Origin of the sequence: Pseudomonas sp. SED1 (assembly GCF_034044025.1) — a bacterium.
Lineage (GTDB): Bacteria > Pseudomonadota > Gammaproteobacteria > Pseudomonadales > Pseudomonadaceae > Aquipseudomonas.
The window spans coordinates 1-12862 of the sequence record NZ_JAXCIS010000044.1; the positions used below are offsets into that span (position 1 = coordinate 1).

A 12862-nucleotide genomic window follows, 5' to 3' on the forward strand; every position below is an offset into this window, starting at 1 on the left:
ATTGCCAGTTCCTGATTCTCTTCAACGCTGGAAATGCAGCGGCAACCCCTGGCAACTGTCGTGCACGCGCCCGTCGTGCCAGGCCAGGTGGCCGGAGACCAGCGTGGTGCTGACGCTGTGCCGGAAGCTGCGCTCGGCGAAGGGCGTCCAGCCGCAACGGGCCATAATCGGCTGGCTGCTGACGGGCTTGCCATGGGGCTCGGGTTTGATCAGTACCAGGTCGGCCCAATAGCCTTCCCGCAGGTAGCCGCGGTCGGGGATCGCAAACAGGTCCGCGACGCGATGGCTGGTCTTTGCCACCAGGGTGGTCAGCGGCAGCAAGCCGTCGGCTACCAGTTCCAGCAGCGCCGGCAGGGCGTGTTGCACCAGCGGCAAGCCTGACGGCGCTTCACGATACGGCAGCTGTTTTTGCGCCCAGGTGTGCGGCGCATGATCACTGCCAATCACATCCAGACGATCACTCAACAATGCCAGGCGCAGGGCGTCGCGGTCGGCGCGTGTCTTGATCGCCGGGTTGCATTTGATCTGGTGGCCGAGGCGCGCGTAGTCGCGGTCATCGAACAAGAGGTGATGCAGGCAGACTTCCGCCGTGATGCGTTTTTCTGCCAGGGGTTTGTCTTCGAACAGCACCAACTCCCGGGCGCTGGTGATGTGCAACACATGCAGGCGCGTGCCATGCCGCTTGGCCAGCTCCACCGCCAAAGACGACGAGCGATAGCAGGCTTCGGCATCGCGAATCAGCGGGTGAGCCACGGCAGGAATGTGCTCGCCGAATCGCTCGCGCATCCGTTGCTCGCTGGCGTGGATGCTGGGCGTGTGCTCGCAGTGGGCCAGGAGAATGGTCGGCACCTCGGCGAACAGGCGCTCGAGAATCTTCGGATCATCCACCAGCATATTGCCGGTGGAGGCGCCCATGAAGACTTTGACGCCAGCCACCTCGCGCGGGTCCAGCGCGGCCACGGTGTCGAGGTTGTCGTTGCTCACCCCGAAATGAAAGCCGTAGTTGGCCACCGAATGCAGCGCCGCACGGCGCTTCTTGTCGGCCAGGGCTTCCAGGTTCAACGTCGCCGGGTTGGTGTTGGGCATGTCCATGAAACTGGTGATGCCACCGGCCACCGCTGCACGGGACTCGCTGTAGAAGCTGCCCTTGTCCGGCGCGCCGGGTTCACGGAAGTGCACTTGGTCGTCGATCATGCCCGGCAGCAGCCATTGGCCGTGGGCGTCGATTTCCACGGTGGCATTGGCGTTGTCGATGCTGCTGGCGATCTTCTCGATGCGGCCATTGGCGACCAGCAGGTCAGCCTCGAATTCCTGGCCTTCATTCACCAGGCGGGCGTTGCGGATCAGCAGGCGGCTCATGGTCAGAACTCGTTTTGCAGGGCTTTGTAACCCAGCACCAGGTCGACGTTGGTGCGCGCCACGTCTTCGGAAAACTCCGAAGCGCTGACACTCACCGGCGGAAACTGGGACAGGTCGGTGTTGGGGCCGATGCGGGTGGTGGAAGGCACGTAGAACGCGGCGGGCAAATCGCGGCCGTCGACCACCGAGTTGTGGCGCACCACGCAACCGTCACCCACGATGCAGTTGAACAGCACACTGTTGAAGCCGATAAACACCCGGTCGCCGACAGTGCACGGGCCATGAACGATGGAGCGGTGGGCGATGGAGGTGAACTCGCCGATGGTCACGGCGGCGCCGGATTTGGAGTGGATCACCACGCCGTCCTGGATATTTGAATTGGCGCCGATGGTGATCGGGTCCATGTCGCCATTGGCGTCGACTTCGTCGGCGCGGATCACCGCGTAAGGGCCGACAAAGACGTTTTCGCCGATGATCACCTTGCCGCAGATGATTGCGGTTTTGTCGACGTAGGCCGATTCGGCAATCACGGGCAGATCGCCGGAAGGGTTCTTGCGGATCATGGGGCAGGCTCCTGGAGGGGCGCGGTAAGGATGTGTACGTGGCGGCCGTCGATGGCGTTGTAGAAGCAGGTGGGTCGCCCGGTGTGGCAGGCCGGACCTTGCTGGTCGACGATCAGCAATACGGCGTCGCCGTCGCAATCCAGGCGCGCCTCTACCAGCAGTTGCCAGTGGCCGGAGGTTTCGCCCTTGCGCCACAACTGCTGGCGCGAGCGGGACCAGTAGCAGACCTGCTCGGTGGCCAAGGTTTCGTCGAGGGCCTGGCGGTTCATCCAGGCCAGCATCAACACCTCGCCGCTGCCGTGTTGCTGGGCGATGGCGGCGATCAGGCCATCGCTGTTCCACGGCAGGGCGTCGAGCACGCGGTCGAGTGGAAAGCGGCTGCCGATGGCGGCCTTTTCCAGGTCGAGCATGCTCGGTTTCATGGCTTGCTCAGGGCCGCGCACAGGGTGTTGAGGTTGTATTCGAACAGGCCGGTAAAGGTGCTGGCCGGGCCTTCTGATGCCAGGGCGTCCGAGTACAGCGTGCCACCGATTTGCGCGCCACTTTCGTCTGCGATCTGCTTGAGCAGGCGCGAGTCCTTGATGTTTTCCATGAACACGGCCTTGACCTTGTCCTTGCGGATCTGGGTGATCAGCGTGGCGACTTCAGCGGCGGACGGTTCACGTTCGGTGGACAACCCTTGAGGCGACAGGAACTCAATACCGTAGGCCTGGCCCAGGTAACCGAAGGCGTCATGGGAGGTCACGATGCGACGGTTGCCCGGTGGCAAGGCGCCGAACTTGGCTTTGGCTTCAGCCAGCAGGCGGTAGATTTCTTTCAGGTACACCTGGCTGTTGTGCTCGTAGTCCGCCTTGTTGGCCGGGTCGGCGGCGATCAATGCCTTAGTGATGTTGTTCACATAGATCACTGTGTTGGCCAGGTTGTGCCAGGCGTGTGGGTCGGGGATGGTTTCGCCATCTTCATCCATGGTGTGGGACAGCACGCCTTTACTGGCGGTAACCACCGTCGCTTTGGTCTCGGTGCTGGTGACCAGGCGATCCAGCCAAGGCTCGAAGCCCAGGCCGTTCTTGATGATGACCTTGGCCTTGAGCAGGGCCTTGGCATCGTCTGGCGTCGGTTCGTAGGTGTGGGCGTCGGCGTCGGGGCCGACCATGTTGCTGATCTGGATATGATCGCCACCAACCTGATGGGTCATGTCGTCAAGAATACTGAAGCTGGTAACCACCTGAAGCTTGTCGGCAGCCTGGGCCGTCGCGAACGACAGCGGCAGCAACACACTGAACAGCACGAGTAGAGCGCGCATCGGGAAACACCTCATTGGGATGTAAGCAAAGTCGGGCGGCGCAGCAAGCCGTGCACCGGACCGAAGACCACGGACAGCAGGTACAAGCCGCCAGCCACCAGCACAATCGCCGGGCCGCTGGGCAACGAGTAGTAGAACGACAGCAACAAGCCAAGCCACACCGACAGGCATCCCAGCGCTGCCGATATGGCGATCAACACCGGCAGGCGCCGGCTCCAGAAACGTGAAGCAATCGCCGGCAACATCATCAAGCCGACCACCATCAACGCGCCGATGGCCTGGAAGCCGATCACCAGGTTCAACACCACCAGCGTCAGGAACAGCCCGTGGGCCAGTGGGCCGAGGCGGCTGACGGTTTGCAGGAACAGCGGGTCGAGTGTGTCCAGCAGCAGCGGTTTGTAGATCACCACCATGGCTATCAGGCTGAAGCCTGAAACCCAGAGCATGCCGGTGAGGGTCGGGCCGTCGACCGCCAGGGCCGAGCCGAACAGCAGGTGCAGCAGGTCCAGGCGCTTGCCGGCGAGGCCAAGAATCAGCACGCCGCTGGCCAGGGAGATTGGGTAGATGGCGGCGAGGCTCGCGTCTTCCTTCAGCCCGGTGCGACGGGTTATCCACGCGGCGAGGCCGGCCATGCTCAGGCCCGCGCCCAAGCCACCGATGGTCAGCGCGGGCAAGCTCAGGCCGGCGAACCAGAAGCCCAGGGCGGCGCCCGGCAGGATGCCGTGGGACACCGCGTCACCAATCAGGCTCATGCGGCGCAGGATCAGGAACACCCCCAGCGGCGCAGTGCTGCATGCCAATACCAGCCCGCCGACGAGCGCGCGGCGCATGAAAACGAAGTCGAGAAACGGCATCCACAGGTGAGCGGCGAAGTGCATCAGGCCACCTGCATGTGTGGCTGGGGGCGGATCAGCTCTTTGCTTGAGCCGAACACGCAACCGCTGCTTTTGATCTGCACCACTTGCTGGGTGTGTTGGCGGACAGAGCCGAGGTCATGGCACACCACGACCACGGTGCGGCCTGCGTCGTGCCAGGCGTGGATGTGTTTCCAGCACAGCGCTTGGCCGTCTTCGTCGAGGGCGGCGTGGGGTTCGTCCAGCAGCAATATCGGTGATTCGGCCAAACTCATGCGGGCGAGCAGGGCGCGTTGCAGTTCGCCGCCCGACAAGGCCATCAACGGCCGATGCTCCAGGCCACTGAGGCACCAGTCTTCGAGTACGGCGTTCAGGCGTTCGGTGCGTTGTTGTGGGGTTTGCTTGCTGCCCCAAAAACCGGCGGCCACCAATTCTTGCAGGCTGATGGGGAATTGCCGATCGAGATTCTGTTGCTGGGGCAGGAACGACAGGCCACCACGGCGTGGAACATCAATCGTCACTTTCCCGGCCAAGGGCTTCTGCAAGCCGGCGATGACTTTCAGCAGGCTGCTTTTGCCGGTGCCGTTGGCGCCGATGATGCCGGTGAGGCTTCCTTTTTCCAGGGTGAAATCGACAGCGGGAGTCAGTGGTTGGCCGGGAGCGCCCCAGCGCAGGGCGGTGCAGGTGATCATTCGGAAGGTCTCGTCCAGCGGCTTTCAGCCACGGCATCGTGCGCGTGCAGGCTTTCGGCGTGGATCACTTTCAAGTGGAAGGCAATGACCGCATCCGAGCGTTTCAAGGCGAGGTTCAGGCGGCGTGCGGCGTCTTCGCAGAACATCAGGTTCTGCCCGTTGGCCAGGGCGAAGGCTTGTTCGTCCGCGCGCTTTACGGCGGTTTGTACGGCGGTGCCAAGGGCTGCTTCGGTATCGTCGATCAGTTGCGTCAGCGGCAGGGTTGGCTGGTCGCCTCGAAGACGGACCTGCAACAGCGCGCTGCTGCGCTGGCTGTGGGGCGTGGCGACGATGCCATTGGCACTGCCCAGCCAGGTCAGCACGTCTTCGTGTTGCAACGGGGTGTTGCCGAAGTCTTCGATAAATTGCTGCTGAATCAATTGCCTGGCGAGGGCAGCCGAGCAAGGGCAGGTTGAAGAGTAAGTAACGTCAATTTTTAGTTCCACGTGGAACATCTGGTTTTCCAGACGGGCTTCGATGCTCACCGGGTAGCTTTTCCAGCCGGCCAGTGGGCTGACCAAAGCGGGGCGTTTCAGCAGCAGATCCGCATGAATTCGCAGGTAGGCATTTGTGGATAAACCTTCATGACTGTCGAGAAAACGTTGCAATACACTGCGCAGCAGTGCTGGCGTAAGCGGCTGCTGTTCAAGCATCTCCAGCGCAAGATAAAGCCGCGACATATGAATGCCACGCGCTTCGCCGTCGTCCAGGCTGACGCCTGCATCGGCCTTGGCGCTGAGGCGCTGGCCGTCGATCTGAATGGGCAGGGCAATGCCGCACATGCCCACCCAATCCAGCGGCAAGGCTTGGCGTGAAGCCTGCGCGGCGATATCGGGCAGAGTCAGCGCGTTCATGAGCAGTCCATCGTTGGAAATAAAAAGACATGTTATATTATTACAATTGAATCGACGAAAGTTTTTCTGCTCTGTCTTTTATTCAGTCATGTCGAGTACGGACGCTCCTTTATTTGCGGTGTAAGTCATGCACAGACGTCAACTCCTCAACCTGCTGCTGGCCAGTGCGGTGTTCACCCTGCCCTTTGGTGTATCTGCCGCGCAGATCCGCAATGCACGGCTGTGGCGCTCGGATAACAAGCTGCGGTTGGTGCTGGATCTCAGCGGCCCGGTGCAATACAAAACCTTCACCCTGACCGCGCCGGAGCGGTTGATCATTGATTTGAGCGGCGCGAAGCTGACCGGGGATTTCAGCCAACTGGCCCTGACCAACAGCGGCATTACCTCGATTCGCTCGGGGCACTTTGGCCAGGGTGATACACGGATCGTGCTGGATTTGAAGGCGCCGATGCAGCTCAACAGCTTCCTGCTGCCGCCCCAGGATGGCCAAGGTCATCGCCTGGTGCTGGACCTGACCAGCGCCACCCATGCGCCTCAGCAAATCGCCGCGGCACCGGCGCCCTTGGCACCGCCGGTGGATAAGGCGCATCCGAAGCGCGACATCATCGTGGTGGTCGACCCCGGCCATGGCGGTAAGGATCCCGGCGCAATCGGCTCCAAAGGCCAGCGTGAAAAAGACGTGGTGCTGTCCATCGCCCAATTGCTGGCCAAGCGCTTGAAGCGTGAGAAGGGCTTCGATGTGAAGCTGGTGCGCAACGACGATTTCTTCGTGCCGCTGCGTAAACGCGTGGACATCGCCCGTCAGCACAAGGCCGACATGTTTATCTCGGTGCACGCCGATGCGGCGCCACGGCTCACGGCGTCAGGCGCTTCTGTCTATGCGTTGTCTGAAGGCGGCGCGACGTCCGCCACCGCGCGGTTCATGGCACAACGGGAGAACGGCGCCGACCTGCTGGGCGCCACCACCCTGCTCAACCTCAAGGACAAAGACCCAATGCTCGCCGGCGTCATTCTCGACATGTCGATGAACGCCACCATCGCCTCCAGTCTGCAACTGGGCAGTTCGGTGCTGGGCAGCCTGCAAAGCATCACCTCGCTGCATCAAAAACGCGTGGAACAGGCCGGCTTTGCGGTACTCAAGTCGCCGGACGTGCCGTCGATCCTGGTGGAAACCGGGTTTATCTCCAACACCCAGGACGCCCAGCGGCTGGTCACCGCGCGCCATCAACAGGCGGTGGCAGACGGTTTATTTGAAGGGCTGAAGAACTACTTCCAGAAGAACCCACCGATGAACAGCTACATGGCCTGGGTTCAGGAACAGAAGAACGGCCAGGTCTAACAGCCGGTAATCCGGCTGCAGGTGAATTTGGCGCTGGCACCACCGGAACTGGAAAACCGGTTGATGGTGGTCCAGCCCACTCGCCGCGTGTAGCCCACCCACGCCTCACCATCGGATGCCAATCCGGTAAAGAACGTCAGCTGCCCGTAGCGGCTGTTGGTCTGTGCCCAGTAGCGTTTGCCGATCACCTCGAAACCCCGCAAATACGTGGTGCTGCCCGCCGTCGCGACGCTGTAGGCATTGCCCTGCGCGTCGACGCACGCCAGCAGGTTGGCGCTGCGGGTGCAGTTGGCCAGCAGGCTGGGAACCTGGGCATTGGCCTGACTCGCCACCATCAGCAACACAGCGCACAACAGGTATTTCATAGAGGCTCTCGGGGCGTTATTCGGCTGCCAGCATTGCGCCCTTCGTCGTCACGAGCAAGGGGGATTGGCTTATTTACATTGTTATACTATAACATTAAAAAACAGCCTGGCCCGTGAACCACCTCCAATGACCGAACAAGACCTTCTCGCCCAACCCTCCGCCGACTACATGAATGAAGCCCAGCAAGGTTTCTTCCGCGAGCTGTTGCTGGCCCAGCGCAACGAGCTTCAAGTGCGCATCGATGCCGAATTCATGGTGCTGCGCGAACAGGAACCCAACAGCGATCCCGCCGATGTGGGCAGCGCTGAAGAACAGCGCCAATGGCAACTGCGCCTGCTGGAGCGCGAAAAGAAGCTGTTGGACAAGATCGATGAAGCCCTGGAACACCTGGCCCGCGGCGAATACGGCTGGTGCCGTGAAACTGGCGAGCCCATCGGCCTCAAGCGCCTGTTGCTGCGCCCCACGGCCACCCTGTGTATCGAAGCCAAAGAACGTGAAGAGCTGCGCGAACGCCATCAACGGGCGATTTGACCGGCCAACCCTGATGAGGAATACCTGATGCCCAATCGTCTCCCCGTTACTGTGCTGTCCGGATTCCTCGGCGCCGGTAAAAGCACGCTGCTCAACTACGTCCTGCGCAACCGCGAAAACCTGCGGGTGGCGGTGATCGTCAACGACATGAGCGAAATCAACATCGATGGCAGTGAGGTCCAGCGCGACGTCACCCTCAATCGCTCCGAAGAAAAACTGGTGGAAATGAGCAATGGCTGCATCTGCTGCACCTTGCGCGAAGACTTGCTGGAAGAAGTCGGAAAGCTCGCCAAGGAAGGTCGGTTCGATTACCTGTTGATTGAATCCACCGGCATCTCCGAGCCACTGCCGGTGGCCGAAACCTTTACCTTCCGCGACGAAGAAGGCCAGAGCCTGGCGGACATCGCCCGGCTCGACACCATGGTCACCGTGGTCGACGGCATGAACTTCCTGCTCGACTACCAGGCTGCCGAAAGCCTGGCGTCCCGGGGCGAAACCCTGGGTGAAGAGGACGAACGCTCGATCACCGACCTGCTGATCGAGCAGATTGAATTTGCCGACGTGATCCTCATCAGCAAGATCGACCTGATCAGCAGCAGTGAGCGTCAGGAGCTGATGGCGATCCTGGAGCGCCTGAATGCCCAAGCGGAAATCATCCCGATGGTCATGGGCGAAGTGCCGCTGGCGAAGATCCTCAACACCGGTCGTTTCGACTTCGAACGCGCGTCCCAGGCACCCGGATGGTTGCAGGAATTGCGTGGCGAGCACGTGCCGGAAACCGAGGAATACGGCATCGCCTCCACCGCGTATCGCGCCCGCCGCCCGTTCCATCCACAGCGTTTTTTCGATTTTATCGACCGGCCTTGGGTGAATGGAAAACTGCTGCGCTCCAAGGGCTTTTTCTGGCTGGCCAGCAAACACCAGGACGCCGGCAGTTGGTCCCAGGCCGGCGGCCTGATGCGCCATGGTTTCGCCGGGCGCTGGTGGCGTTTCGTGCCGAAAACCCAGTGGCCGGAGGACGAGGAAGGTGTCGCCGCGATCATGAACAACTGGCAGCCGAGTACCGGCGATTGCCGCCAGGAACTGGTGTTTATCGGCCAGAACATCGACTTCGCGCAGATGACCGCCGAGCTGGACGCCTGCTTGCTGACCGATGATGAAATGGCCACAGGCGTCGAAGGTTGGCGCTTGTTGGCTGATCCCTTTGGCCCTTGGTTCGAAGAGGCTGCCTGATGCTGGCACCGACCCTGAAACTGCGCCCGGTGATTCGCCAGACTCATGGTGAAACCCCGGCCGTGCTCACCGATATCCTTGAAGATGGCGTGAATCTCGCGGTGTGGCAGCGTCAGTTGCCGCTGCACATCGCCGAGTTCGGCGCGTTGCTGGTGGCGCTCAATGAGCCGTTGGCCGAGTCGCTGGTGGTTGAGCTGAACAGCGAAGACGCCGAGCCGAACTTGCAGGACTTCGCGTCAGGTAGCCGCGACCTTGAAGGCTACGAAGGCTTTATCGCCGATGTGTCGTGGCTGGTCAGCGCCTTTGCCTGTTTGCTGGGTGCCAAGCGCATCGGCGTACGTTTGCGGCTATTGGACAAGGCGATGTGCCCGCGCTTTCACGTGGACCATGTGCCGGTGCGGCTGATCACCACTTACGCCGGCATCGGCAGCCAGTGGTTGCGTGAAGGCGTGATGGAGCGGCGGCACCTGAGCCAGGCGAGCGCGGAGCCGCAAGCGCGCATTGAGCAAATCCACTGCGGTGAAGTGGCGTTGTTCAAGGGCGAAAAATGGCACGGCAACGAAGGCTTTGGCCTTATCCACCGTTCTCCGCCGCTGCAAGCGGGTGAGCGACGGTTGATCCTGACGCTGGATTGGTTGGCGTAACCGGGTAGGATCAAAGCTCTCTACACGGTCTGAATGATGTCCACCATGCTGCAGAACATTCCCACCCACGTGATTGCCGGGCCCTTGGGCGCCGGCAAGACCAGCCTGATCAAGCACCTGCTGGCCCAGCGCCCGGCCAACGAGCGCTGGGCGGTGTTGATCAACGAGTTCGGGCAGATTGGCCTGGATGCCGCGTTGCTGACCCGTGATGACGACGGTATTGCCCTCGGTGAAGTGGCGGGTGGTTGCCTGTGTTGCGTCAACGGTGCGCCGTTCCAGGTAGGACTGGGCCGTTTGTTGCGTAAGGCCAAGCCCGACCGGCTGTTTATAGAGCCGTCCGGGCTGGGGCATCCGGCTCAACTGCTCAAGCAATTGCGGGAAGCGCCCTGGCAGCAGGTGCTGGCGGTGCAGCCGTGCGTGCTGGTACTCGATGCCCAGGCGTTGGCGGCGGGCAAGCCATTACCCAATGCCCAACGTGAAGCGTTGGCCAGCGCCGGGCTGTTGGTATTGAATAAGAATGAAGCCCTCAGTGATGCGCAGCGCCTGGTGATTCAAGGGCAATTGCCTGACCGGCCGATCTATTGGACTCAGCAGGCGCAACTACCCCTGGCGCAATTGCCGGGTTTGAACGCTCAAGCCGCAGCGGCTGTGGATAACTTCGAGGTGCCCAAAGGCGTGGGGCAAATGCCGGCCATCTGGACTGACCCGTCGGCGCCGATTTGCCTGAGTCAGGGCCAGGAGGGTGGCTGGAGTATTGGTTGGCGCTGGCATCCGAGCCAGCAATTCGACCGGCAGCGCTTGCAGCAATGGCTGGAGTTGCTGGATTGGCGGCGGGCAAAACTGGTTATCCACAGCCTCGACGGTTGGATGTCGGCCAACGCTGTGGATAACGCCGTGGTGGCCTGGCTGCCCAGTGAATGGCGCCGGGATTCGCGTATCGAATTGATCTTTGGTGAAGCGCAGGACGTTGCGCAATTACAGGACGGGTTAGCCGATTGCCGTCAGTGACGGGTCTTGCTGCTGCCATGCTCCTGGCGCCATTGGCTTAGCTCAATGATCTCGGCGCTGGGCAGCGGCGTCTTGATCTCAAACGGGTAGGGCGCCAGCTCGATTTGCGCGCTGTGCGCACCGAACTGGGTGATGGTTCCCGGGTGCCGCGTTTCGCCGGTCACGGTGAATTCAAAGTTGTAGATCCGTGCCAGACGCCGCCGACCGCTGGCATCCTTCACAAAACCGATGCGCTTCAACGCCACGGCGCCATCGAGCAGCTCGATGTCGAGCTTGGCGCAATGCTGCTTGACCCGTTCCAGCGCCCGCTCGCGCAGGCCGTGGTTGTGCCACAGCCAGGCGGCACCGGTCGCCAGCAGCATCAGCACGAAGATATTTCCGAGGGTCAGCATTCGATGAACTCCAACTAAGTGTGGCCAGCTTAACTGCGTCTCCGGTCTGTCGTACAGGCCGCGTTTAGTCGCATACTGCGCAGCCAGAAATTCAACCGCTTTACGGAAATCCCCTGCATGAAACGTACGCCCCATCTGCTTGCGATCCAGTCTCATGTGGTCTTTGGCCACGCCGGAAACAGCGCCGCCGTGTTCCCCATGCAACGGGTCGGGGTGAACGTGTGGCCGCTCAATACCGTGCAGTTCTCCAACCACACTCAGTATGGTCAGTGGGCGGGAGAAGTGTTGGCGCCGCAGCAAATTCCTGCGCTGGTGGAAGGCATCGCGGCGATTGGTGAGCTGGGCAACTGTGATGCGGTGCTGTCGGGCTACCTGGGCAGCGCGGCCCAGGGTCGGGCGATCCTTACCGGCGTGGCGCGAATCAAGGCGATCAACCCCAAGGCCCTGTACCTGTGCGACCCGGTGATGGGCCATCCGGAGAAAGGCTGCATCGTGCCCCAGGAGGTCAGCGACTTTCTCCTGGACGAAGCGGCGGCGATGGCCGACTTCCTGTGCCCCAACCAGTTGGAGCTGGACAGCTTTGCCGGGCGCAAGCCGCAGTCGCTGTTCGATTGCCTGGGCATGGCCCGTGCGTTGCTGGCTCGGGGGCCGAAAGCGGTGTTGGTCAAGCACCTGGATTATCCCGGCAAGCTGCCGGATGGTTTCGAGATGCTGCTGGTAACGGCCGAAGGCAGCTGGCACCTGCGCCGGCCGTTGCTGGCGTTCCCGCGTCAGCCGGTGGGCGTGGGTGACCTGACGTCGGGCCTGTTCCTGGCGCGGGTGTTGTTGGGCGACAGCCTGGTGGCGGCCTTTGAGTTCACCGCTGCAGCGGTGCACGAAGTGCTGTTGGAAACCCAGGCGTGCGCCAGCTATGAGCTGGAACTGGTGCGCGCCCAGGACCGGATTGCCCATCCGCGGGTTCGCTTCGAGGCAACCCCCATAGGGCTTTAAGGCCCGTCGGCCTTGATTTCCTGATAGCGCTTTTCCAGCTCCTGGCGAATCTGCCGGCGCTGTTGAGCCTGCACAAACCGGCGCTTGTCTTCGCTGTTCTGCGGTTGCAGCGGTGGCACGGCGGCCGGTTTGCGCTGGTCATCCACCGCGACCATGGTGAAGAAGCAGCTATTGGTATGGCGCACCGAACGCTCGCGGATGTTCTCGGTGACCACCTTGATCCCCACTTCCATCGACGTGTTGCCGGTGTAGTTGACCGAAGCCAGGAAGGTCACCAGCTCACCGACATGGATCGGCTCGCGAAAAATCACCTGGTCCACCGACAACGTCACCACATAGCGGCCGGCATAACGGCTGGCGCAGGCGTAGGCCACTTCGTCGAGGTACTTGAGCAGCGTGCCGCCGTGCACATTGCCTGAGAAGTTGGCCATGTCAGGGGTCATCAATACTGTCATCGACAGCTGGGCGTTTCCGGGTTCCATAGCACACTCACGGGTTGTAGGCATTGGGTGGGGAGGCACCTCTGCGGGTGCTGGAATCTTTGCAGAGCCATTCATAACGGGACGCTGGGCCCCGGCTTGCCGTCACGCCCGGGGCGATCTGTTTCCATATATTGCACCGGCTTTCTGTCGCAAGTCGCGGTGTTACCCTTCAAAAGCCCGCCTCAAGGGCAATTCTTACGATCAAGGCTGACT

Annotated in this window: 16 protein-coding genes; 6 read left to right on the top strand and 10 right to left on the bottom strand. The window is 61.7% G+C overall.

Features of this window, described 5'->3' with window-relative positions; all coding sequences use genetic code 11:
- Window positions 1-21: 21 nt before the first annotated feature.
- Genes SNL23_RS05050 through folE2 form a run of 7 tightly spaced genes read right to left on the bottom strand, consistent with a single transcriptional unit; the run spans window position 22 to window position 5664 of the window.
- Window positions 22-1359 carry a dihydroorotase gene (locus SNL23_RS05050; protein ID WP_318301776.1) on the bottom strand — a complete coding sequence of 446 codons (1338 nt, stop codon included), beginning with the start codon at window positions 1357-1359 and terminating at the stop codon, window positions 22-24.
- Window positions 1360-1361: 2 nt separating this feature from the next.
- A complete protein-coding gene (locus tag SNL23_RS05055) occupies window positions 1362-1922 on the bottom strand; it encodes a gamma carbonic anhydrase family protein (RefSeq protein WP_076013235.1) in 561 nt (186 codons plus the stop codon).
- Window positions 1919-2344, bottom strand: coding sequence for a phosphoribosyl-AMP cyclohydrolase (gene hisI / locus SNL23_RS05060; RefSeq protein WP_318301777.1), 426 nt, complete (start codon window positions 2342-2344; stop codon window positions 1919-1921). Before hisI ends, SNL23_RS05055 begins: the two co-directional genes overlap by 4 nt.
- On the bottom strand, window positions 2341-3225 hold the full coding sequence (locus SNL23_RS05065) for a metal ABC transporter substrate-binding protein (RefSeq protein ID WP_167664586.1): 885 nt from the start codon (window positions 3223-3225) through the stop codon (window positions 2341-2343). The genes hisI and SNL23_RS05065 overlap by 4 nt, the downstream gene beginning before the upstream one ends.
- Window positions 3226-3236: 11 nt before the next feature.
- On the bottom strand, window positions 3237-4103 hold the full coding sequence (locus SNL23_RS05070; RefSeq protein ID WP_318301778.1) for a metal ABC transporter permease: 867 nt from the start codon (window positions 4101-4103) through the stop codon (window positions 3237-3239).
- Entirely contained in the window at window positions 4103-4771 is a 669-nt protein-coding gene (locus SNL23_RS05075; RefSeq protein ID WP_167664584.1) for a metal ABC transporter ATP-binding protein, read from the bottom strand. The genes SNL23_RS05070 and SNL23_RS05075 overlap by 1 nt, the downstream gene beginning before the upstream one ends.
- Window positions 4768-5664, bottom strand: coding sequence for a GTP cyclohydrolase FolE2 (folE2, locus tag SNL23_RS05080; protein ID WP_076013231.1), 897 nt, complete (start codon window positions 5662-5664; stop codon window positions 4768-4770). Before folE2 ends, SNL23_RS05075 begins: the two co-directional genes overlap by 4 nt.
- Before the next feature lie 127 nt (window positions 5665-5791).
- Here folE2 and SNL23_RS05085 point away from each other — a divergent pair, with 127 nt between their 5' ends.
- Window positions 5792-7003 carry an N-acetylmuramoyl-L-alanine amidase gene (locus tag SNL23_RS05085; protein WP_167664582.1) on the top strand — a complete coding sequence of 404 codons (1212 nt, stop codon included), beginning with the start codon at window positions 5792-5794 and terminating at the stop codon, window positions 7001-7003.
- Here the strand turns inward: SNL23_RS05085 and SNL23_RS05090 are convergent.
- Window positions 7000-7368 (bottom strand): glutamine synthetase, encoded by a 369-nt coding sequence (locus SNL23_RS05090; RefSeq protein WP_318301779.1) that lies wholly within the window; start codon window positions 7366-7368, stop codon window positions 7000-7002. The two genes, SNL23_RS05085 and SNL23_RS05090, sit on opposite strands and share 4 nt — an antisense overlap.
- A 127-nt stretch (window positions 7369-7495) precedes the next feature.
- Between SNL23_RS05090 and dksA the strand changes: the two genes are divergently transcribed.
- Genes dksA through SNL23_RS05110 form a run of 4 tightly spaced genes read left to right on the top strand, consistent with a single transcriptional unit; the run spans window position 7496 to window position 10785 of the window.
- Window positions 7496-7900 carry an RNA polymerase-binding protein DksA gene (dksA, locus tag SNL23_RS05095; RefSeq protein WP_177043646.1) on the top strand — a complete coding sequence of 135 codons (405 nt, stop codon included), beginning with the start codon at window positions 7496-7498 and terminating at the stop codon, window positions 7898-7900.
- Window positions 7901-7927: 27 nt separating this feature from the next.
- Window positions 7928-9133 (top strand): zinc metallochaperone GTPase ZigA, encoded by a 1206-nt coding sequence (zigA, locus tag SNL23_RS05100; RefSeq protein WP_318301780.1) that lies wholly within the window; start codon window positions 7928-7930, stop codon window positions 9131-9133.
- Window positions 9133-9777 carry a DUF1826 domain-containing protein gene (locus SNL23_RS05105; protein WP_318301781.1) on the top strand — a complete coding sequence of 215 codons (645 nt, stop codon included), beginning with the start codon at window positions 9133-9135 and terminating at the stop codon, window positions 9775-9777. The genes zigA and SNL23_RS05105 overlap by 1 nt, the downstream gene beginning before the upstream one ends.
- 45 nt (window positions 9778-9822) lie before the next feature.
- Window positions 9823-10785: a CobW family GTP-binding protein gene (locus SNL23_RS05110; RefSeq protein ID WP_318301782.1), complete on the top strand. Its 963-nt coding sequence runs from the start codon at window positions 9823-9825 to the stop codon at window positions 10783-10785.
- Here the strand turns inward: SNL23_RS05110 and SNL23_RS05115 are convergent.
- Entirely contained in the window at window positions 10779-11177 is a 399-nt protein-coding gene (locus SNL23_RS05115) for a DUF3301 domain-containing protein (RefSeq protein ID WP_017476780.1), read from the bottom strand. The genes SNL23_RS05110 and SNL23_RS05115 overlap by 7 nt on opposite strands.
- 117 nt (window positions 11178-11294) lie before the next feature.
- Between SNL23_RS05115 and pdxY the strand changes: the two genes are divergently transcribed.
- Window positions 11295-12167: a pyridoxal kinase PdxY gene (gene pdxY / locus SNL23_RS05120; protein ID WP_063033787.1), complete on the top strand. Its 873-nt coding sequence runs from the start codon at window positions 11295-11297 to the stop codon at window positions 12165-12167.
- Here the strand turns inward: pdxY and SNL23_RS05125 are convergent.
- Window positions 12164-12649, bottom strand: a complete 486-nt coding sequence (locus tag SNL23_RS05125; RefSeq protein WP_003213461.1) for an acyl-CoA thioesterase — start codon at window positions 12647-12649, stop codon at window positions 12164-12166. The two genes, pdxY and SNL23_RS05125, sit on opposite strands and share 4 nt — an antisense overlap.
- Window positions 12650-12862 lie beyond the last annotated feature (213 nt).

What these genes read in the sequence shown, in the direction of transcription:
- SNL23_RS05115 (WP_017476780.1), bottom strand. Translation starts at nt 11,177, where the DNA reads ATGCTGACCCTCGGAAATATCTTCGTGCTGATGCTGCTGGCGACCGGT.
- zigA (WP_318301780.1), top strand. Translation starts at nt 7,928, where the DNA reads ATGCCCAATCGTCTCCCCGTTACTGTGCTGTCCGGATTCCTCGGCGCC.
- hisI (WP_318301777.1), bottom strand. Translation starts at nt 2,344, where the DNA reads ATGAAACCGAGCATGCTCGACCTGGAAAAGGCCGCCATCGGCAGCCGC.
- SNL23_RS05055 (WP_076013235.1), bottom strand. Translation starts at nt 1,922, where the DNA reads ATGATCCGCAAGAACCCTTCCGGCGATCTGCCCGTGATTGCCGAATCG.
- dksA (WP_177043646.1), top strand. Translation starts at nt 7,496, where the DNA reads ATGACCGAACAAGACCTTCTCGCCCAACCCTCCGCCGACTACATGAAT.
- SNL23_RS05110 (WP_318301782.1), top strand. Translation starts at nt 9,823, where the DNA reads ATGCTGCAGAACATTCCCACCCACGTGATTGCCGGGCCCTTGGGCGCC.
- folE2 (WP_076013231.1), bottom strand. Translation starts at nt 5,664, where the DNA reads ATGAACGCGCTGACTCTGCCCGATATCGCCGCGCAGGCTTCACGCCAA.
- SNL23_RS05070 (WP_318301778.1), bottom strand. Translation starts at nt 4,103, where the DNA reads ATGCACTTCGCCGCTCACCTGTGGATGCCGTTTCTCGACTTCGTTTTC.
- SNL23_RS05075 (WP_167664584.1), bottom strand. Translation starts at nt 4,771, where the DNA reads ATGATCACCTGCACCGCCCTGCGCTGGGGCGCTCCCGGCCAACCACTG.
- SNL23_RS05090 (WP_318301779.1), bottom strand. Translation starts at nt 7,368, where the DNA reads ATGAAATACCTGTTGTGCGCTGTGTTGCTGATGGTGGCGAGTCAGGCC.
- SNL23_RS05085 (WP_167664582.1), top strand. Translation starts at nt 5,792, where the DNA reads ATGCACAGACGTCAACTCCTCAACCTGCTGCTGGCCAGTGCGGTGTTC.
- pdxY (WP_063033787.1), top strand. Translation starts at nt 11,295, where the DNA reads ATGAAACGTACGCCCCATCTGCTTGCGATCCAGTCTCATGTGGTCTTT.
- SNL23_RS05105 (WP_318301781.1), top strand. Translation starts at nt 9,133, where the DNA reads ATGCTGGCACCGACCCTGAAACTGCGCCCGGTGATTCGCCAGACTCAT.
- SNL23_RS05125 (WP_003213461.1), bottom strand. Translation starts at nt 12,649, where the DNA reads ATGGAACCCGGAAACGCCCAGCTGTCGATGACAGTATTGATGACCCCT.
- SNL23_RS05065 (WP_167664586.1), bottom strand. Translation starts at nt 3,225, where the DNA reads ATGCGCGCTCTACTCGTGCTGTTCAGTGTGTTGCTGCCGCTGTCGTTC.
- SNL23_RS05050 (WP_318301776.1), bottom strand. Translation starts at nt 1,359, where the DNA reads ATGAGCCGCCTGCTGATCCGCAACGCCCGCCTGGTGAATGAAGGCCAG.